Below are 18,999 nucleotides of genomic sequence, written 5' to 3' on the forward strand. Positions count from 1 at the left end.
CCTGCACGGGCGGCCGTCGCCACGGTTCCGGTCATGTTGTCCATCGTCACTCCAGTCGTCGTCTTCGTCACCGTTGTGTCCGCGGTGCCACCGGTCCCGAGGGATCGTCGGCTGCCTGTCGCGGAGCCTTACAGACTATTCCCAGTGACTCTCAGCGCGCAATAGGGTGCCGCGATTTGTTCACTTCAGTGGACGAAGTGGTGCTCGCCTCAGTGGACGAAGTGGTGCTCGCCTCAGTGGAAGAAGTGGCGCTCGCCCGTGAAGTACATCGTGACGCCGGCGGCCGTCGCCGCGGCGATGACCTCGTCGTCACGCACGCTGCCACCGGGCTGGGCCACCGCACGAACGCCGGCGTCGAGCAGCACCTGCAGACCGTCGGCGAACGGGAAGAACGCGTCGGACGCCGCGACGCTGCCGGCCGCACGGTCACCGGCACGGTTCACCGCGAGGTGGCAGGAGTCGACCCGGTTGACCTGGCCCATGCCGACCCCGACGCTCGCGCCCCGGTTCGCCAGCAGGATCGCGTTCGACTTGACCGAACGGCTCGCCTTCCACGCGAAGGCCAGGTCAGCGAGGGTCTGGTCGTCGGCGGGCTCGCCTGCGACGAGGGTCCACGTGGACTGGTCGAAGGCGGTGAAGCGGTCGGCGTCCTGCACCAGGAAGCCGCCGGAGATCTGCTTGACCTCGCGCGGCGCCAGTGCGAAGTCGGACGGCAGGGTGAGCAGACGGATGTTCTTCTTGCGCGACAGGATCTCGAGCGCCTCGGGGTCGAAGCCCGGGGCGACGACGACCTCGGTGAAGATGTCCTTCACGGTCTCGGCCATCGCCACGGTGACCGGACGGTTCGTGGCGATGACCCCACCGAACGCCGACAGCGGGTCGCAGGCGTGCGCGGCGGCGTGGGCCGAGGCGATCGGGTCGGCGGCGTCGGCCGGGGCGGTCGCGATGCCGCACGGGTTGGCGTGCTTGATGATCGCGACGGCGGGGGTGTCGAAGTCGAATGCCGCACGGACGGCCGCGTCGGCGTCGACGTAGTTGTTGTACGACATCTCCTTGCCGTGCAGCTGCGTGGCCTGGGCGATGCCGGCGCCGTCCGTGCTCGTGTACAGCGCGGCGGCCTGGTGCGCGTTCTCGCCGTAGCGCAGGGTGGCGGACAGCTCGGCGGTGACGCTGAGGCGCTCGTCGAACGCACCGGGCGTCTCGACGTCGCCACCGGTCGTCGGCGCCGCAGTGTCCACGACAACATCGCTGGCGAAGTACGACGCCACCGCGGTGTCGTACGCCGCGGTGTGCGCGAACGCCTGGGCGGCCAGGCGCTTGCGGAACTCGAGCGAGGTGCCGCCCGCGCGCACGGCCTCGACGACCTCGGCGTAGGACGACGGCGACACGACGATCGCGACGTTCGGGTGGTTCTTCGCCGACGCGCGGACCATCGCGGGGCCGCCGATGTCGACGTTCTCCACCACGGTTGCCGCGTCGGCACCCGATGCCACCGTCTCGACGAACGGGTACAGGTTCACGACGACGAGCTCGAACGCCGCGATCCCGAGGTCGGCGAGCTGCTGCTCGTGCGACTCGAGGCGCAGGTCGGCGAGCAGACCGGCGTGCACCGAGGGGTGCAGCGTCTTGACCCGGCCGTCGAGCGACTCCGGGAACCCGGTGACGCTGGCGACGTCGGTGACGGCGTACCCGGCGTCACGGATCGTCTGGGCGGTGGACCCCGTCGACACGATCTCGACACCCGACTCGGCGAGGGCACCGGCGAGCTCGAGCAGGCCGGACTTGTCGCTCACCGAGACGAGTGCGCGGCGGACCGGCACCACGTCACGGTCGCGGTAGAGGCTGGGGTCGGCTGCGTGCACGCTCATGCGCTCGGGGTGCCCTTCAGGTCGGTGGTGCCGTTGGCGATGTCGAGGATGGTCTGGATGAGCAGGCGGCGCTCGACCGGCTTGATGCGGTCGTGCAGCGTCGACTCGGAGTCGCCCGGGAGCACGGGGACGCGCTCCTGGGCGAGGATCGGGCCGGTGTCCACGCCGTCGTCGACCGCGATGACGCTCGCACCGGTCTCCGTGACGCCGGCAGCGAGGGCGTCCCGCACGCCGTGGGCGCCGGGGAACTCGGGCAGGTACGCGGGGTGGGTGTTGATGATGCCCGGGGCGAACTCGGACACCACGGCCGGGGGCAGCAGGCGCATGAGGCCGGAGAGCACGAGCAGGTCGGGCGACCACGGGCGGATCTGCTCGGCGAGGGACTGTCCCCACTCGGCGCGGGTCTCGTAGCGCGAGAACGGCACGGTGAAGGTCGGGATCGAGAACTCCTCGCCCAGGCCGAGACCCTCGGCGTCGCGGTCGGCACCGATGGCGACGACACGGGCGGGGTACTCGGCGTCGAAGGTCGCTTCGAGCAGGGCTCGGAGGTTCGACCCGGTACCGGAGATCAGGACGACCAGTTCGAGCACGGCACCAACCCTACCGGGACCCGCGCCGCGTGACGCCGTCGCTAGCGATCGTCCTTCGGACGGCGCCACCAGGGCAGCTCGTCGTCGGGGATCTGGTCGGTGACGTCCCACTTCGTCGGACGGTTCTGCTGTGCCAGCGCAGCAGCGGGTGCCGCGGGTTCGTCGTCCACGTCGTCCCGACCGGCGACGAACTCGGCCGTGCTCCACGGGAACGCCGGCTGAGCGTCGGTCCGCTCGGGCACCGGGGCGGGGCTCGGCTCGGCCTTCGACGGCGTGGACCGTTCCGGTTCGACCGCTGGACGCGGCTGCTCGGCGTCGGCGCCGGTCACCCGGTCGCGGAGTCCGCCGGCACGCTCTCGGAGTCCACCAGCGCGCTCGCGGACGCCGTCGGCGGCACCGTGGAGTCGGTCGCGCAGGGCCCCGATCGCCGCGCGCCCCGAACTGCGGGGTTCGGTCGGGCTCTCGTCGGCCAGGCGCTCCGAAGCGACCGCATCGGTCTTGGCCCAGGCCGGCAGCTCCACGTCGTGGTCGGGGTCGCGCGTCGGTGTGCGCGGCGTCGGACTCGGCGCAGGCACGACCGGTTCGGTCGGACTCTCCACAGCGGTGCGCGGTCGGGCAGCGGTCGACCCGTCGTGCGTCTCCTCGACGACGAACCGGTGCACGTCGGTGGTCCGTCCGGCGCCGGCCTGGTCGAGCGCGGCGAGCAGTGAGCCCGTCCCCGCATCGGCGCCGTTGCGGACGGCCTCGTCGTCGTCCGCCTCGGTCCAGCGCTCGCGTGTCCAGCCGCGGTCCGGCAGGCGGACGAGGTCGCTGCCCGCTGCGAGGGCGATGACCGCTGGCAGGCCGATCTCGAGCGCGGCGAACCCGCCGACGACCAGGGCGTGCGGACCGACGTCGGCCAGCCGTCCGGGGCCGAACGATCCGGAGGACACCCAGGCGATCAGGCCGGTCAGGACGCCGGCGACGATGCCCGTCGCGACACCGGCGAGCGCTCGGTGCAGCGCAGAGTCGGCGCGCCCCAGCGCGCGGACGAGTCGCGGACGCATGGACCCGCCGATCGCGAAGCCGGCGATGACCGGGATCAGGATCCAGACGAGTCCGAAGGTGTGGCCCGAGGTCGGCAGTGCGCCGAACACCGGGAGTCCGGGGATCGGGCCGAGGGTGGTGGCGATCGGGGAGACACTCGACCCGGTGCCGATGGCGAACCCGGGGCCGATCAGCCACGACGTCGCCCACCCGACGAAGTCCGGCAGGAAGGCGAGCTGCCCGACGGTGAGGGCGATGCCGCCGATCACGCCGGCGTGGGACTGCTCGTACAGGGTGATGACCTCGGCGAACGAGGTGAAGAGCAGGAACGCGACGACGACCCCGGCGAACGCGACGACGACCGCGGTGGCGGCGGTCCCGGCGCGGAGACCGAACCCGGCGATCGCACGCCAGAGCACGGGGACCCGGTCGAACAGGTCGATCACGCGCTGGGTGGCGGGGTCCGCCGGCAGGTCACGGCGTCGTCGGCAGACCTCGGAACTGATCAGCGCCGGGATCCCGAACCACAGGGCCGGCAGGACCACGGCCTGCCAGACCGTGGGGTGGGTCGCGGCGGAGGTCGACGACAGCGCGACGCCGAGGCCGAGCGCTGCGACGACCGCCGTCCCGACCAGCAGCCCGGTGGTGCGGTGCTCGGTCTCCGCGAAGCGTCGACCGGCGCGGGCTCCGAGCCAGGCGGTCACGACCGCGAAGCCGAGCGCCGCGAGCGTCACGTGGATGGGGTCGGCGGCGCCGCTGACACCGGAGCTCTTCGCCAGCGCGGACCCGAGCAGGAACGAGACGTCGACGCCGTGGCCGACGAGCCAGACGCTGCCGGTGGCTTTCCAGAACACGTCCCAGTCGACCTGCAGGCCGTACTCGAAGCCCCACAGCAGCGTGAGCGGGACCAGGGCGATCCCGATGCCGACGCCGACCGTCACGACCGCCTCGATCGCGGCGAGCAGAGCGGTTCCCAGGCGGTTCATCGCAGTGAGGATACGTGAGCCGACCCCCGAACGACGGGAGGCTCGGCGCGGAACCCGCACCGAGCCTCCCGGCTTCCCGCCGACCGTCTGTCGGACGACGGTCGCTAGCGGGCGGCGACGACCTCGCGCAGCAGCGCAGCGGTCTCGGACGGCGTCTTGCCGACCTTGACACCGGCGGCCTCGAGCGCCTGCTTCTTCGCCTCGGCGGTGCCAGCGGAACCGGACACGATCGCGCCGGCGTGGCCCATCGTCTTGCCCTCGGGGGCGGTGAAGCCCGCGACGTAGCCGACGACCGGCTTCGTGACGTGCGCCTTGATGAACTCGGCCGCGCGCTCCTCGGCGTCGCCACCGATCTCACCGATCATCACGATGGCCTCGGTCTCCGGGTCGGCCTCGAACGCGGCGAGCGCGTCGATGTGGGTCGTCCCGATGACCGGGTCGCCGCCGATGCCGATGGCGGTCGAGAAGCCGAGGTCACGCAGCTCGTACATCATCTGGTAGGTCAGGGTGCCCGACTTCGAGACCAGGCCGATCGGACCCTTGCCGGTGATCGTCGCCGGGGTGATGCCGACGAGCGACTCACCGGGCGTGATGATGCCGGGGCAGTTCGGGCCGATGATGCGGGTCTTCCCGCCGAGGGCCTTGGCGTGCGCCCAGAACTCGGCGGCGTCCTGCACCGGGATGCCCTCGGTGATGACGACGACGAGCGGGATCGCGGCATCGATGGCCTCGAGCACGGCGTCCTTGGCGAAGGCCGGCGGCACGAAGACGATCGAGACGTCGGCACCGGTGGTGTCGATCGCTTCGCGCACGGTGCCGAAGACGGGCAGCGACACGTCGCCGTGGGTGACGGTGGTGCCGGCCTTGCGGGCGTTGACGCCGCCGACGACCTGGGTGCCGGCCTTGAGCATGAGCGCTGTGTGCTTCGTGCCCTCGCCGCCGGTGATGCCCTGGACGATGACCTTGGAGTCCTTGTTGAGGAAGATCGACATGGTCAGTCCCTTCAGGCCGCGGCAGCGGCGAGTTCGGCGGCCTGCTCGGCCGCGTCGTCCATGGTCGCGGCGACGGTGACGAGCGGGTGCGCTGCCTCCGCCAGGATCCGGCGACCCTCTTCCACGTTGTTGCCGTCCAGGCGGACGACGAGCGGCTTGGTGGCCGCGTCGCCGAGGATCCCGAGAGCGGCGACGATTCCGTTCGCCACGGCGTCGCAGGCGGTGATGCCGCCGAAGACGTTCACGAAGACGCTCTTCACCTGCGGGTCGCCGAGGATGACGTCGAGACCGTTGGCCATGACCTCGGCCGAGGCGCCGCCGCCGATGTCGAGGAAGTTCGCGGGCTTCACGCCGCCGTGGCGCTCACCGGCGTACGCGACGACGTCGAGGGTCGACATGACGAGTCCTGCGCCGTTGCCGATGACACCGACCTGGCCGTCGAGCTTGACGTAGTTCAGGCCGTGGGCCTTCGCCTTGGCTTCGAGCGGGTCCTCGCTGGCGGAGTCCTCGAGGTCCTTGTGCGCGGGGTGGCGGAAGTCGGCGTTCTCGTCGAGCGAGACCTTGCCGTCGAGCGCCAGGATCTGGCCGTCGCCGGTGCGGACGAGGGGGTTCACCTCGACGAGCGTGGCGTCCTCGCCCTTGTAGACGTCGTAGAGCTTCACGAAGACATCGGCGACCGCGTCCTGCAGCTCGGACGGGAAGTTCGCCTGCGAGGCGATCGCGAGGGCAGCCGCCTTGTCGATGCCCGTCAGCGGGTCGACCTCGACGCGGGCGAGCGCCTCGGGCTTCTCGACCGCCAGCTGCTCGATCTCCATGCCGCCCTCGACGCTGGTGAGCGAGAGGTAGGAGCGGTTGGCCCGGTCGAGCAGCACGGAGAAGTAGAACTCCTCGGCGATGTCGGCACCCTGGGCGACCATGACCCGCTTGACGGTGTGGCCCTTGATGTCGAGCCCGAGGATGGCCTGCGCGTGCTCGAACGCCTCGTCCGGGGTCTTCGCGACCTTGACGCCGCCGGCCTTGCCGCGCCCGCCGACCTTCACCTGGGCCTTGACGACCACGACGCCACCGATCTTCTCGGCCGCCGCTCTCGCCTCGTCCGGGGTGTCGGCGATGATCCCCTGGAGGACGGGGACGCCGTAGGACTCGAAGAGGTCCCTGGCCTGATACTCGAAAAGATCCACGCTGTTCTTCTTCCCGCACGGTTCGTGCGATCGGCATCGGTTTCCCGGTCGCGCACTCGACGTCGAGGATCGCTCGATGTCGAGACAACGGCCGTCACGCAGCCTAGCGCGGCGACATGGACGTCCAGACAACCAGCATCGCGGGACGCAGGGGAAGGCGCGGTCGCTCGACCACCCGTCGGCGACCGCGCTCCACTCCCCCGAGCACCGGCAGTGTGCACGGCGGTCGTGACGGGGAGGTGTCGCGGAGGTGAACTCGCGCACCCTGGACGTCGCTCGCACCGACCGGCGTACACCGGAAGGCCCGAACCACTGGAAGGCCCGAACCACCGGACGGCCCGAACGAAGGAGTGCGCATGACCGCGGAACAGAACCAGCAGGCGCAGGAACGACTCGGCGAGATCCTGGAGGCGCGCGCCTTCGACCGGTTCTCCGAGGTCTGGGCCGAGGACGTCGTGGACCACGACCCCGCGCCCGACCAGCAGCCCGGCCTCGCGGGGATCGTCGACTTCTGGACGGCGTTCACGACCGCGTTCCCCGATCTCAGCCTCGAGCCCGACCCGCTCGTCGTCACGGACGACTACATCACCGCGGTGTTCACGATCCGCGGCACGCACACCGGCCCCTTCCAGGGCCACGCCCCGACCGGCCGCACCTTCCAGGTCCGGGGCATCCAGGTCTCGAAGTTCCGCGACGGCAAGATCGCCGAGCGCTGGGGCGCGACGGACGAGAAGGGCCTGGCGGAGCAGCTCGAGCTCGGCTCCAGCGACGTCCACTTCGTCAGCGCGTGACCACCATCCGACACGCACCACCACCCAGGAGGACACCATGAGCGACCCCGGCATCAGCCCCGTCGACGACTTCGACGCCGAGCAGCGCCGCGACGACGACATCGACCGCGAGCACGTCGGCCCCTACGAGGTCGACGAGTCCGATGCATCCGTCGAGACCGTCACGAACGACGCGGTCGCCGGCGAGACCGTCGAGCCGCAGCCCGGTGACGGCACCGACGACGGCCCGACAGGCGGTTCCCCGCGCGAAAGCTCCCCGGACCTGTGGGAGCACGACGCGGACGCGGACCGCCCTGACCTCGGCAACGACCTCGGCACCAAACCGCTCTGATCAACTCGCCCTGGAGTGCGACCCCCAGGGATCGACGGAGCACGGCCCGTACCATCGGGCCGTGCTCCGTCGTGTCCGTGCCAGCGTCCGCAGCATGCCGTCGGCCGCCCGGCTGGTGGCGATCGCCGCGATGCTGCTCGTGGCCGCGTCGGCACACCTCGCCGCCCAGTCGGAGCCCGCGGGCCGCTGGGTCCCACTCCTCGCCGTCGCGGTGGTCGGAGCCGTCGTCACCGGAGCCCCGAGCCGCCTCTGGCCGCTCCCCGCGATCTGGCTCGTGGCCACCCTGCTCGCCCTGACGGGCGACGTCCGGGTCGACGGCACGTCCCTCGCGATCACCCTCGTGACCGGTGCGGTCGCGCTCGTCGCGGCGATCGCCGCTGATCTCGTGCCCGTCCTGCGGGCGCGACGCCGACGGGGTGGACCGTGACCACCCCACGGCCTGGAGGCCCGGCGCCGGGCCCGCACGACGCCTCCCGGCAGCAACGCGGTCGCGTCCACGACCGCAGCCTGCGTCGGTTCCTCGCCGACAGCACGCCCGTGGCCGCGGGCGGCCGCGCCATCCTGCTCCAGATCGCCGACCCGGTCGTCGCGGCGGGGGTCCGCCGGCACTCGGACTTCGCCCGCCGACCGCAGCAGCGGCTGGCCCACACTCTGATGTTCGTGTACGCCGTGGTCTCCGGCACCGAGCAGGACGCTGCGATCGCCGCCGGTTTCGTGAACCGGGCCCATGCGCCCGTGACCGGCGCCGACGACGTCGAGCGGCAGCTCTGGGTGGCCGCGACCCTGTTCGACTCGGCTCGTCGGGCGCACGAGCTGTTCGGTGTGCCCGTCACGGCGGAGCGGGCGGAAGACGTCCTCGCTGCCTACGCCCCGATCGCGACGACGCTGCGGGTGCCCGCCGATCGCTGGCCGACCTCGGTGGCGGCGTTCGACGGGTACTGGACCGAGGCCCTCGACCGGCTCGCGGTCACCGACGACGCCCGCGGCGTGGTGCGGGACCTGCTGCACCCGCGGTTCGCCCCGCTCTGGGTGCGTGCCGCGATGCCGCTGGTCCGGATCGTCACGGTGGGGATGCTGCCGGAACGGCTGCGGGCGGCGTACGGGTTCGCGTGGGGGCCGCGCGAGCGGCGACGGTTCCAGCGGACGGTCGCGCTGGTCCGTCGTGTGCGCTCGGTCCTGCCCGGGGCGCTGCTGCGGCTGCCGGGTCCGCTGCTGCTGCGGGCGATGCGGCGGACGGCCGCGCGACACGCCACGGTACGGTAGCGGGCATGTCGGTCGACCACTTCGCCATCACGGTCCCGCGTTCCTGGTTCGAGCTGCCCGTCGAGCCGGAGCGCCGCGACGACCGGATCAGCGCCCTCGTGCAGGAACGCATCGAGGACCAGCGCGAGCTCTTCGACCACCGCACCGAGATCGTCCGCGCCCTCCGTCGGTTCGCGCGGTCGGCGTGGGACAGTGGAGCCCGCTACTGCGCGGCGTTCGCCGAGCCGAGCGAGGACGGCATCGTCTCCGGCGCCCTGACCGTCACGGTCCTGCCCGCTCCGGAGGCCGGCGGCGACGCGCTCGCCGCCCTGACCGACCACGTCGCCGCGCTCGGCGGCGACGACGACGGCATGCACGTCGACGTGCACGAGGTCCCCCGGGTCGGCCGTGTGCCGCGCGTCTGGGGCGTCTCGACCGTGCAGGCGCCGGACGGCCGCGGCTCGTTCGACGTCGTGCTCATGCAGACGTTCGTGCCGGCCGGCGACCAGGTCGCGCTGGTGAGCGTGTCCTCGCCCGCGACCGACCTGGCCGAGCCGCTCTACGAACTGTTCGAGACCGTGACCGACACGTTCGAGCTCATCGACTCCGCCACCGTCGGCGGCGGGGTCGCCTGATGCGGATCTGGCCGTTCCGGAAGCGCCGGAAGCCCGTCGAACCCGTCGTCGAGCGGGTCACCGTCGACGACCTCGCGCGGATGGCGCAACGCGGCGAACTCGCCCGCGCGGTCGTCACACCGCCGCCGGCTCCCCGTGCGAGCGCGGATCGGGTGCGCTCGACCGTCGCGCAGTTGCCGGGGCGTCCCCTCGGCGGTGCGGGTGCACGGGCGACCGCCGCTCCGGCCCGGCAGACCGCGGCGGCCGTCCTGGTGCTCGACGACCACCAGCGGGTGACCGTGTCCGGTGGCGGGCTGATCGGCCGTGACCCGGCGAGCGCCCACCCGGACGGCGGCTACGCGCACATGATCGCGCTCGAGGACCCGGACAAGCTGCTCAGCCGCACACACCTGGAGTTCGGCTTCGGCGCCGAGGGCTCGCTCTGGGTGCTCGACACGGCATCGGCCAACGGGGTCGAGCTGCAGCGGCCGGGGTTCCCCGCGACGATGGTGCCACCGGCGCAGCGCACCGTGGTGCAGCCGGGCGACGTGGTCGTGTTCGGCGGCCACACCCTGCGCGCCGAGCCGCAGACCGCGCTGGTCGGCGAAGCCCCACTCGGCTGACGCCGAGCGGCGCTGCGACTCGACGAGTCGACGCCGCGGCGACTCGACCCGCGCCGACGTGCTGTCCCCGTCAGTCAGCGGGTACCTGCACGAGCCGCAGCGCCTGGTCGGCGTCGTTGAGCAGCGCACGACCCGGCACCCGGTCCTGCGTCACCAGGCTCTTCGACAGCTTCGTGCCGATCAGGTCGCCGTCGACGGTGCTGAGCGGCGCGAGCAGCATGCCGCGACGGGCCTTCTTCGCGTCGACCTGCCAGCCACGGAACCCGCTCGCGACGCCCTCGACGTCGCCGGCGATGACGAGCCCGACCGAACGGCCACGGTCGGAGTCCATGATCGCCCGGAACACCGGTTCGGCCGGGGTCTCCTTGAGCGCCTCGGCGTCGTCGACGAGCACGAGCGTGAAGCCGTCCGACCCGGTGTCGATCGCGGCGGAGAGGCCCTCGGCGCCGATCCCGCCGTCGGTGACCACGGTCGCGCGCGGTGCGCCCTCGAGTGCCCGGAGCGGGGAGTCCCGCGGCGTGACGGCGACGACCGAGCCGCCGGCGGAGAGCACGTGCCGGGCCATCGCGACCAGGGCGGTGCTCTTGCCGGACCGCGGGCTGCCGGCGACGATGAACACCGGGGTGTCCTGCACGAAGTCGTGGGTGAAGAGCCGGAGCTCGTCGCCGCCGACACCGAGTGCGACCCGACCGACCGAGGCGTCCGCCGAGGGCAGGTACCGCACGGCGTCCTCGAACGTGATGGACCGCGGCAGCACGTCGATCCGGAACGGCTTCGGCACGGTCGCCGGCACGTGTGCGCGGACCTCGTCGCCGATGCCACGGATCGCCGCCGCCTGGTCACGACCGCCGAGGCCACCGGGCAGCACGGCGACCTGGGTCTCCGTCGCGGTGGCGTTCCGGAAGCCGCGACCGGGCGGGATCGACTCCGGCAGCTTCTTGCCGTTGATGCCCTCGTAGTTGTAGTCGCCGCGGTCGGCCAGGGCGAGCAGCAACTTCCGCTCCACCTGGCTCGACATCCGCCCGGAGGTCAGCGTGCGGTCGCCGGAGACGATCAGGTGCACGCCGACGCCGACGCCCTCGCGCAGCAGCGTCTGGACGGCGTCGTGCAGCGCACCGTTCTCGGCATCGGCCAGGGTCGCCATGAAGCTCTCCCACTGGTCCAGGAACACGACGACGTGCGGCAGCGGGGTGGTGTGCTCGTCGGACCGCTGCTCGGCGATGGACGAGTAGCCGCCGCTCGCGAAGGCAGCCTGCCGCTCCTGCACGGTGCGGAGCAGGATGCCGAGCAGCCGCGAGACCCGGTCGGGTTCGTGCCGCTGCACCACGGCACCGCAGTGCGGCAGGGCACCGAGCGCGAGCAAGGCGCCGTTGCCGCAGTCGATCCCGTACATGTGCACGTCGCCGACACCGAGCCGCAGGGCCATCGCACCGGCCAGGGTGCGGAGCGTCTGGCTGCGGCCGGAGCGCGGTGAACCGATGACGAACAGGTGCCCGTCGGCGTCGAGGTCGAACACTGCGGGGCGCTGCTGCTGGTCGGCGGGGTGGTCCTCGATGCCCCAGGCCACGGCGAGTGCCGGCAGGTCCGAGGTGCCGGCAGCGCCGGCGGCTTCGACGTCGTCGAGCCCGACGGCCGCGCCGAGCGGGGGGAGCCAGGGCTTTCGCTGCTCGGGGGTGCCGAGGGCACGGGTGGCGTCGCCGATCGACGCGACGAGGACGCTCAGGTCGGTGACCTCCACGTCGCTGGCGGCGGCCTCGACGGCTGCCGGGCGGGGGGCTGGTTCGCTGTACGAGGCGAAGGTGAGCTCGCGGACCAGGGCGGGCCGGGCCTCCTGGTCGTCCGTGCCGGGCCGGCGGCCGCCCACCCGACCGGACTGGAAGGGCAACAACGAGGCTGCGCCGAGCCGCACGTACGCGCGACCGGGCGTGGTCTTCGCGATCCGCGCGGCGTCGTTGGCGCCGATGACGTCCTGGCTCTCCGACTGGTCGGTGACGCGCAACGCGATCCGCAGGTTCGTGTTGGCACGGATCTCGGGGGAGACGACGCCGCCGGGGCGCTGCGTGGCGAGCACGAGGTGGATGCCGAGCGACCGACCACGCTGGGCGATGTTGACCAGGCCCTTGACGAAGTCGGGCAGCTCGCGGGCGAGCGAGGCGAACTCGTCGATCACGATGAGCAGCCGCGGCAGGCTCGGGATCGCGTCACCGGACGCAGCACGCTTGGCCTGCAGGTCCTGGTAGTCCTCGAGGTCCTTCGCGCCGACCTCGGCGAGGGCGTGCTCGCGGGTGCGCAGTTCGGCGCCGAGTGACTCGAGCGCACGTTCCACCTGGTGCGTGTCGAGGTCGGTGACCATGCCGACCGTGTGCGGCAGGTCGACGCAGTCCTTGAACGCCGCACCGCCCTTGTAGTCGACGAGCACGAAGTTCATCTCGTCCGGCCGGTTCGCGACCGCGAGCGATGCGACGATCGTCTGCAGCAGCTCGGACTTGCCCGAACCGGTCGTGCCGGCGACGAGTCCGTGCGGGCCGTCGTTCCGCAGGTCGATCGCGAACGGTCCGTCGATCGAGGCACCGATCACGGCGGTCGTGCTGCGGCCGCCGAGCAGCCACCGGGCCTGCACGGCCTCGGACGTCGGCGGTTCGAGCTGCAGCACGTCGAGCAGCCGCGCCGACGACGGGATGGCACCGTCCTGCACGTCGGGGCTGGCGTCGACGATCGGCGACAGCGACCGGGCGACCCACTCGAGCCAGTCCTGGTCGACCAGGTCGGGTCGGGCGTCGTCGATGCGCTCGCTGCGCTGCTGGGTGACCCGGATCCGGTCGTCGCGGACGACGACCACGGCGTCGCACTCCTCGGGCAGGAGCCGCTCGTCCAGGTCGAGGCAGATGCTGAACACCCCGACCGACGGCCCCTCCTTCAGCACCTGCACGAGCGACGGCATCGCACGCAGGCGCCGCGCGCCGTCCATCACGACGACGATCTCGTCGGCCGGCGGGGTCTTCTTGCCGATGCCGGCTTCCTTGCGGGCGTCGATGACCGCCGCGAGCTCGGCGATGGCCCGCGCGGTCGTCGCCGCGTTCGAGGCGATGCTCGTCATCGGCTGGTCGGCGCCGTCGCGGCGGACGTGCGGCAGCCACGACATCCACTCCCACAGCGCGGTGCGGGTGGTGTCGGTGAGCAGCGTGAACGTGACGTCCTTCGGACTCTGCAACGTCGCGAGCTGCGCGACCACCCAGTTCGCCAGCCGGCGGGCGTCGTCGTCCGGGCCGGCGATGCCGATCACGCCACGCTCCGCCAGGCGGATCCGGACCGGCACGTCGGTCGCGTCCCACGCGACGGTCCGCTTGTGCGACAGCTGTTCCGGGTCCTCGATGGTCACCTCGGAGCGCTGCGTCGCCGTGCCGACGCGGACGAGCAGGTGGTCGGGATCCGTCCGGCGCCGCTCCCACAGGCGTGGCAGCGGCGTGACCGCCGTCTCGTAGACGGCAGCCGGGTCGGGGGCGCTCGCGATCCAGCGCGCACGTTCGGACTGGAGGCTCTCGGTCGCGTCCGCCTCGATGCGCGCCTTGGTGTCCTCGTACTCCACGATCCGCTGGCGGTACGTCTTCTTGCCCTGGCGGCGGCCCTGGAGGCCCGTGATGATCATCAGGATCGGTGACAGCAGGGCGATGAGCAGGTAGATCCAGCGACCGGTGGTCGACACGAACATCACGGCCATGCCCATCGGCGCCAGCGCCATCAAGAGGGGCAGCGCCCGCGCCGGGGGCTCGGTCGGCGGGGCGGGCAGCTGGTAGCGGGTGTGCTCGTCGGGCGGCAAGATGCGCGGCGGCCGGTTGTACTCGAGCGACATCCCGTCGTCGGCCAGGGACAGGTGGGCCCCACGGTCAGCTGCCCGACCGAAGCCGAGCAGCACCCCGCCGATCGCGAGCTGCGCGGTCTCCGGCCAGTCGGTCTCCTCGGTCACGGGTTCGCCGTCGAGCACCGCCCCCGCGAAGCCGTTCGCCGGACGGACCTTCGCGCCGTCGGCGGTGACCGACACGAGCAGGGCCACCTCGGGCACGGTCTCGGCTCCGGTGGCCTCGGCCTCGACCTCGTCTGTGGTGCTCACCGGGATGCGCACCGTGGCGTTCGTGGCGGTACCGATCGTCACCGTGCCGGTGGTCACCCGCACGATGGTGCCGGCGTGCAGGCCCGAGACGATGCGGATCTCGGCGTCGGTCAACGGGCGGAGCGGCCGCGGCGGCACCTGTTCGAGGCTCCGGGCCACGACCACGCCCTCGCGCACACCGGACTCGGCGACCGTCGCGGCCAGGTCGAGCGGCTGCTCGCCGACGAAGTACGCCGGGGTGCGGCCAGAGGCCACGACGTCCGTGGCGATGAGCCGTTCGGCCTCGGCGACGAGCTCGCCGACCGCACGGGTGTCGTCGCCGTCGACGTAGACGTTGGCGGTCTGGCCACTCTCTCGGTCGACCATCGTGAACGTGAAGGTCATGGCATCCCCCGTAGCATTGACTACATGTCGCAGGACGATGGTAGTGTCCCCTGCAACACGCCCCGTTGGGGGGACATGACGAAACTCCGGGGAAAGGGAGTCACACCGTGGCGAACATCAACGTCTCGTACGCAGACCTCGAGGCAGCGGCCTCCGACCTCAAGGCGGGTCAGGCGGACATCGAAGACCGTCTCTCCGCCCTGCAGCGCAAGATCCAGCAGCTCATCTCCGACGGCTACGTCACCGACAAGTCGTCCGTCGCGTTCGGTGAGTCCTACGACGAGTTCAACCGTGGTGTGACCCAGACCGTGCAGGGCCTCGAGGGCCTGTCGACGTTCCTGTCGAAGGCGTCGCAGACCCTGTCCGAGACGGACGAGTCGCTCGCTTCCGGCCTCAAGGGCTGACACCGCTGACGACCCCGTGTCCCGCGATCGCGTGGGGCACGGGGTCGACGCGGTTCCGGTGGTGGTGACTGCCGGTTCGTGATCGGGGAGGGATTGTTCCGTGGCTTCGAGACTGCTCGTTGACCTGATGGGGCTCGGGGAGCTCCAGACCGACCTGTCGACCGTGCACAGCACGCTCGAACAGGCGCACAAGCGCGTCGACGCGTCCGACGACGAGATCGGGTCGGGCACCGTGCAGGACGCCCTGCACGACTTCGACCACCGCTGGGGCGACAAGCGCGACAAGATCAGCGACTCGACGAAGGCCCTGGCGGACATGCTCAGCGCGTCCGTCGAGACCTACACCGAGACCGACGAGCAGCTCGCACAGGCGCTGCAGGTCAACGACGAGAACGGCGGCGGCGGACCCGCTGCCTCGAGGGCGGAGTAGTCATGGGGCGGCCGTCGGGGTGGGACGTCGTCGATCAGGGTGATGACCCGGTCAAGGGTGATCCGTCGACGTTGCGGATGATGTCGCGGGAGTACCAGCGCATCTCCGACGCCGCCGATGACGCCTCGACCCGGCTGAAGTCCGTCAAGGGGTCCGGGTGGCTGACCGACTGGGAGGGTGAAGCCGCCGACGTGTTCGTCGACGCGATCGAGGACACCCCGTCGGACCTGACCAAGCTCGTCGACTCGTACGAACTCGCCGCGACGGCCCTGTCGGGGTGGGCGGACACGGTCGATGACACCCAGTACCGGGCTGACGGTGCGCTCGCGGACGCGAAGGACGCCTCCGGGGACCTCGCCGCGGCGCAGGACCGGCTCTCCGACGCGCAGTCGACGTTGTCGCACTACCAGTCAGCGTCGAAGGACCTGTCGAAGGTCGCGGACGAGTACCCGGCGGGTTCCGACGTGCCGGACGGGGTGGACGTGCCGACGCCGGCGCAGTTGCGGGCGGCGTCCGACAACGCCTCCGTCGCGCAGGGGTCCGTGTCATCGGCGCAGGGCGACATCGCGGCAGCGCAGTCGCGGATCGACGCGGCGAAGCGACTCGTGGCGGACGCGAAGGGTGACTGGCAGGACGCGGAGCAGCGGACCGCGACGAAGATCGGTGAAGCGGCCGACGCGGGGCTCGGGAAGCAGTCCACGTGGGACAAGATCTTCGGATCCGAGGCGTGGGAGACCATCGTGTCGGTCGCGAAGGTCGTCGTCGCGGTGGGCGGCATCATCGTCATGATCATCGGCGGGCCACTCGCCTGGATCGTGCTCGGCGCAGCCCTGCTCGTACTCGCGGACACCCTGTACAAGATGTCGAAGGGCACCGCCGACGGGTGGGACCTCGCTTTCGCGCTGCTCGACTGCATCCCGGGGATGAAGGGGATCACCACCGCGGCGAAGATCGGCGAGGAGTTCGCGAAGGGCGCCTCGCTCGCTGCCAAGTTCAGCTCGGCCGGTCGACACGTCGCCTCGGAGAGCCGACAGCTGTTCGCGCCGGGTCTGCACCTCGTCAACAACCTGCGCCACGGTGCAGCCCTCCGCTCGGTCGAGTCGCTCCGCGCCCTCGCCGTGCACGGCGGTTCCGCGGCGGTCGGTGCACTCCGACGTCCGGGCGACGGCTTCATCGCCTCGGTCCGGTCGATGCCGGAGATCGCGAACAAGGCCACGCAGGCGTACTGGGACAACGGCGGGTCCTCCCTCGCCGAGCTCGCGCGGCACTGGCAAGGTGGCAAGGGCGGCTTCCAGAGCGGCTACCTTGGTGTCGACCGCTGGGCGAACGGCGACGCCGACTCGCTCGTCGGGCAGACGCTCCAGATCAGCGGACCGGGCCACGGCAACTTCTACGTCCCCGACGGCACCATGCACGCCGGCGGCAGCGCCTCGAACTACAGCGAGTCCGTGCAGGTGGGCGTTCAGTCCCACGCCGGTCACGACGGCGTCCCGGCAGGAGCTTCGACGCACCCCGACTACCGCAACACCGGCGACAGCTACCTGGTGAACCAACCGCTGCCGCACGCCGAGGGCACCGCGCAGGCGAACACCCAGTTCGGCGGTGGCGGGCAGCACCAGCTCTTCACGGACAAGTCGACGAGCGACCTGGTGAACACCGGCGTGCTCAGCCCGGTCGACCAGGCGGGGAACGTCGTCCCCGACGGGATGAACCAGGTGCTGATGGACCCGGCCACGCGGAGTCCACAGCCGGGGGTCCTCACGACGAACCAGTACGCGAACGCGCTGCACGACCTCGGCTCGCGCGGACCGGCCGTCGCGGCGGGCATCGTGACGGCGCCGTGGGACATCAGCGAGGCGACGCAGTCCGTCCAGGACCGACTGCGGTGACCCGCAGCGGCGTCACCCGGGCGGGTCACGAGCTCCTGGACCGTTCACCATCCTGGAACGCCCTGCCCGAGCGCGCCGCGGACGGCCGGTGGACCATCACCGACACCGTCGACCCACTGTGGCCGGAGTACGGCGCGAGCCTGCGACTGCTCAACGCCCTGTCGGCCGATGGCCACGAGGTCGAGGACCTCGACGGCACGCTGTTCGAACGCGGGCGACAGGTCGTCGTCCCGCGCGCGGCGCTCGTCCACACGACTTCCGCACCCGCGGTCCTCGAGTCGGTGGCCCTGCCGGACTCGTTCCACGTCGCATCGTTCGCCGTCGACGGTCGGACCGACGCGAACATCGAGGACGGCTGGCGGAACGAGTACGAAGCGCGCCGCTTCCGCACGACGTTGAGCCCGGACCGAGCAGCAATCGACCGCCACGAACCCGGGGTGGTGCCGACGACGGTGTCCCGCATCGAGAAGACCGTGGAACCCCTGCCGGCCGATGCCCGCGGAACGTACACCGTGCCGTCGACCGGCCCGTACGAACAGGGTTGGGGCAGACTCGCTCCGATCGTCCGCACGATCGGCGATCTCGGGTACGACGTGCGTCCCGACCTCGGCGCGTACACCACGCTGTCCGGCGTCGTCCGCCCGACGTGGGGCACCGAGATCCGCGGAGCCGACGACTGGGCAGGACTGCTCGCCCGGTTCGTGTTCCCGCAGGGCGTCCAGTCAGAGGTACTCTCCGACGGGTACGCGATCATCCGCGACATCCCCCATCCCGGCGACCCGCTGCACCCGACGTTCGCGCTCGTGTTCACACCCCCGTCGGCGGCACGACCGAACCTGTTCGCGAGGATCTTCTCCTGATGAGCACCACCACGAACCTCACCTCCGCACAGCGACGCGCCCTGATGGTGCGCTCGCGGTTCGCGTACGCAGCTGCTGAGGTCGTCGCGCTCCGACACGACGAGCAGGGAATCCCACTCGGCGTCGTCAGCCCCGAGGGCATCCCCCTCGCGCTGGCCTTCACCGATCCTGCAGCGGCCGTCGCCCGCATCCCGGCCGGGGTCGCCGCGACGCCGCTGTCACTGCCGATGTCACGTCTGGTCGCCGGTCTGCCAGCTGACTGGGGTCTCGTGCTCGACATCGACCAGCCCTACCCGCAGGTCGTGCAGCCCGACGAGAAGCAGACGGTCATCGCCGCGGGTGGTCCGTTCCCCGACGGAGCCGAGGTCACGCTCCGCCCGGCACCGTCCGCGTCCCAGGGGTTCTCCGACGCGCTCGCCGAACGAGCCCCGCTCACGCCTGGCGTGGTCCGCGTGTGGCTGTTCCGCCACGGCGTCGACATCGTGCCCGAGGACCTGATGGTCGTGGTGGCGACGGCGGACCGTGACGCCGCGTTCGCCTTCTCCGAGATCGTGCTCGAGGTCGCACGCGCGCACGACGTGCCGGTGCCGGTCCTCACCGCCTGGATCGACGAGCTCCCCGTCGAGCACGCCACGTGGGTGCGTCAGCAGCCGCCGCTCGCGCACGTCGAACGGCACTGA

General features: G+C 71.7%; 17 protein-coding genes. 11 read left to right on the forward strand and 6 right to left on the reverse strand.

All coding sequences use genetic code 11. The annotated features are described in order from the left end of the window. Positions 1 to 233: 233 nt before the first annotated feature. The 5 genes from purH to sucC form a co-directional block, all read right to left on the reverse strand. Positions 234 to 1,868 (reverse strand): bifunctional phosphoribosylaminoimidazolecarboxamide formyltransferase/IMP cyclohydrolase, encoded by a 1,635-nt coding sequence (gene purH / locus ITJ59_RS10230; RefSeq protein WP_194651019.1) that lies wholly within the window; start codon positions 1,866 to 1,868, stop codon positions 234 to 236. Next, positions 1,865 to 2,458: a phosphoribosylglycinamide formyltransferase gene (gene purN / locus ITJ59_RS10235; protein WP_111085342.1), complete on the reverse strand. Its 594-nt coding sequence runs from the start codon at positions 2,456 to 2,458 to the stop codon at positions 1,865 to 1,867. Before purN ends, purH begins: the two co-directional genes overlap by 4 nt. 41 nt (positions 2,459 to 2,499) lie before the next feature. After that, positions 2,500 to 4,470, reverse strand: a complete 1,971-nt coding sequence (locus ITJ59_RS10240) for a DUF6350 family protein (RefSeq protein ID WP_194651020.1) — start codon at positions 4,468 to 4,470, stop codon at positions 2,500 to 2,502. Positions 4,471 to 4,574: 104 nt separating this feature from the next. Continuing rightward, a complete protein-coding gene (gene sucD / locus ITJ59_RS10245) occupies positions 4,575 to 5,462 on the reverse strand; it encodes a succinate--CoA ligase subunit alpha (protein ID WP_111085344.1) in 888 nt (295 codons plus the stop codon). Between the two features lie 11 nt (positions 5,463 to 5,473). Then, positions 5,474 to 6,643 (reverse strand): ADP-forming succinate--CoA ligase subunit beta, encoded by a 1,170-nt coding sequence (gene sucC / locus ITJ59_RS10250; protein WP_194651021.1) that lies wholly within the window; start codon positions 6,641 to 6,643, stop codon positions 5,474 to 5,476. A gap of 356 nt (positions 6,644 to 6,999) precedes the next feature. Here sucC and ITJ59_RS10255 point away from each other — a divergent pair, with 356 nt between their 5' ends. The 6 genes from ITJ59_RS10255 to ITJ59_RS10280 all read left to right on the forward strand — a co-directional run bounded on the left by ITJ59_RS10255 (position 7,000) and on the right by ITJ59_RS10280 (position 10,244). Continuing rightward, positions 7,000 to 7,434 (forward strand): ester cyclase, encoded by a 435-nt coding sequence (locus ITJ59_RS10255; protein ID WP_194651022.1) that lies wholly within the window; start codon positions 7,000 to 7,002, stop codon positions 7,432 to 7,434. A gap of 37 nt (positions 7,435 to 7,471) precedes the next feature. Next, the gene (locus ITJ59_RS10260) at positions 7,472 to 7,765 is read left to right on the forward strand and encodes a hypothetical protein (protein ID WP_194651023.1); all 294 of its coding nucleotides are present in this window, start codon (positions 7,472 to 7,474) and stop codon (positions 7,763 to 7,765) included. A 61-nt stretch (positions 7,766 to 7,826) separates the two neighbouring features. Beyond that, the gene (locus ITJ59_RS10265; RefSeq protein ID WP_194651024.1) at positions 7,827 to 8,192 is read left to right on the forward strand and encodes a hypothetical protein; all 366 of its coding nucleotides are present in this window, start codon (positions 7,827 to 7,829) and stop codon (positions 8,190 to 8,192) included. Then, complete coding sequence (locus tag ITJ59_RS10270) at positions 8,189 to 9,028, forward strand: oxygenase MpaB family protein (RefSeq protein ID WP_194651025.1); 840 nt, start codon at positions 8,189 to 8,191, stop codon at positions 9,026 to 9,028. The genes ITJ59_RS10265 and ITJ59_RS10270 overlap by 4 nt, the downstream gene beginning before the upstream one ends. 5 nt (positions 9,029 to 9,033) lie before the next feature. Beyond that, entirely contained in the window at positions 9,034 to 9,642 is a 609-nt protein-coding gene (locus tag ITJ59_RS10275) for a hypothetical protein (RefSeq protein WP_194651026.1), read from the forward strand. Further along, on the forward strand, positions 9,642 to 10,244 hold the full coding sequence (locus ITJ59_RS10280; RefSeq protein WP_194651027.1) for an FHA domain-containing protein: 603 nt from the start codon (positions 9,642 to 9,644) through the stop codon (positions 10,242 to 10,244). Before ITJ59_RS10275 ends, ITJ59_RS10280 begins: the two co-directional genes overlap by 1 nt. 70 nt (positions 10,245 to 10,314) lie before the next feature. Here the strand turns inward: ITJ59_RS10280 and ITJ59_RS10285 are convergent, their stop codons facing one another. After that, positions 10,315 to 14,736, reverse strand: a complete 4,422-nt coding sequence (locus tag ITJ59_RS10285) for an FtsK/SpoIIIE domain-containing protein (protein ID WP_194651028.1) — start codon at positions 14,734 to 14,736, stop codon at positions 10,315 to 10,317. Positions 14,737 to 14,843: 107 nt separating this feature from the next. Here ITJ59_RS10285 and ITJ59_RS10290 point away from each other — a divergent pair, with 107 nt between their 5' ends. The 5 genes from ITJ59_RS10290 (at position 14,844) to ITJ59_RS10310 (ending at position 18,999) form a co-directional block, all read left to right on the forward strand. Next, the gene (locus ITJ59_RS10290) at positions 14,844 to 15,140 is read left to right on the forward strand and encodes a WXG100 family type VII secretion target (RefSeq protein ID WP_071404660.1); all 297 of its coding nucleotides are present in this window, start codon (positions 14,844 to 14,846) and stop codon (positions 15,138 to 15,140) included. A gap of 100 nt (positions 15,141 to 15,240) precedes the next feature. Next, positions 15,241 to 15,570, forward strand: a complete 330-nt coding sequence (locus ITJ59_RS10295; RefSeq protein WP_123936922.1) for a DUF6507 family protein — start codon at positions 15,241 to 15,243, stop codon at positions 15,568 to 15,570. Between the two features lie 2 nt (positions 15,571 to 15,572). Continuing rightward, a complete protein-coding gene (locus tag ITJ59_RS10300; protein WP_194651029.1) occupies positions 15,573 to 17,459 on the forward strand; it encodes a WXG100 family type VII secretion target in 1,887 nt (628 codons plus the stop codon). Continuing rightward, positions 17,456 to 18,319 carry a hypothetical protein gene (locus ITJ59_RS10305; RefSeq protein WP_194651030.1) on the forward strand — a complete coding sequence of 288 codons (864 nt, stop codon included), beginning with the start codon at positions 17,456 to 17,458 and terminating at the stop codon, positions 18,317 to 18,319. Before ITJ59_RS10300 ends, ITJ59_RS10305 begins: the two co-directional genes overlap by 4 nt. Next, on the forward strand, positions 18,319 to 18,999 hold the full coding sequence (locus ITJ59_RS10310) for a hypothetical protein (RefSeq protein WP_194651031.1): 681 nt from the start codon (positions 18,319 to 18,321) through the stop codon (positions 18,997 to 18,999). The genes ITJ59_RS10305 and ITJ59_RS10310 overlap by 1 nt, the downstream gene beginning before the upstream one ends.

It is taken from the genome of Curtobacterium sp. VKM Ac-1393, assembly GCF_015350995.1.
In the GTDB taxonomy this organism is placed as follows: domain Bacteria; phylum Actinomycetota; class Actinomycetes; order Actinomycetales; family Microbacteriaceae; genus Curtobacterium.

Bases quoted from the DNA above. Each gene is read 5' to 3' on its own strand.
- ITJ59_RS10280 (WP_194651027.1), top strand. From the start codon at position 9,642: ATGCGGATCTGGCCGTTCCGGAAGCGCCGGAAGCCCGTCGAACCCGTC.
- ITJ59_RS10240 (WP_194651020.1), bottom strand. From the start codon at position 4,470: ATGAACCGCCTGGGAACCGCTCTGCTCGCCGCGATCGAGGCGGTCGTG.
- ITJ59_RS10310 (WP_194651031.1), top strand. From the start codon at position 18,319: ATGAGCACCACCACGAACCTCACCTCCGCACAGCGACGCGCCCTGATG.
- ITJ59_RS10255 (WP_194651022.1), top strand. From the start codon at position 7,000: ATGACCGCGGAACAGAACCAGCAGGCGCAGGAACGACTCGGCGAGATC.
- ITJ59_RS10260 (WP_194651023.1), top strand. From the start codon at position 7,472: ATGAGCGACCCCGGCATCAGCCCCGTCGACGACTTCGACGCCGAGCAG.
- ITJ59_RS10275 (WP_194651026.1), top strand. From the start codon at position 9,034: ATGTCGGTCGACCACTTCGCCATCACGGTCCCGCGTTCCTGGTTCGAG.
- purH (WP_194651019.1), bottom strand. From the start codon at position 1,868: ATGAGCGTGCACGCAGCCGACCCCAGCCTCTACCGCGACCGTGACGTG.
- ITJ59_RS10300 (WP_194651029.1), top strand. From the start codon at position 15,573: ATGGGGCGGCCGTCGGGGTGGGACGTCGTCGATCAGGGTGATGACCCG.
- ITJ59_RS10285 (WP_194651028.1), bottom strand. From the start codon at position 14,736: ATGACCTTCACGTTCACGATGGTCGACCGAGAGAGTGGCCAGACCGCC.
- sucD (WP_111085344.1), bottom strand. From the start codon at position 5,462: ATGTCGATCTTCCTCAACAAGGACTCCAAGGTCATCGTCCAGGGCATC.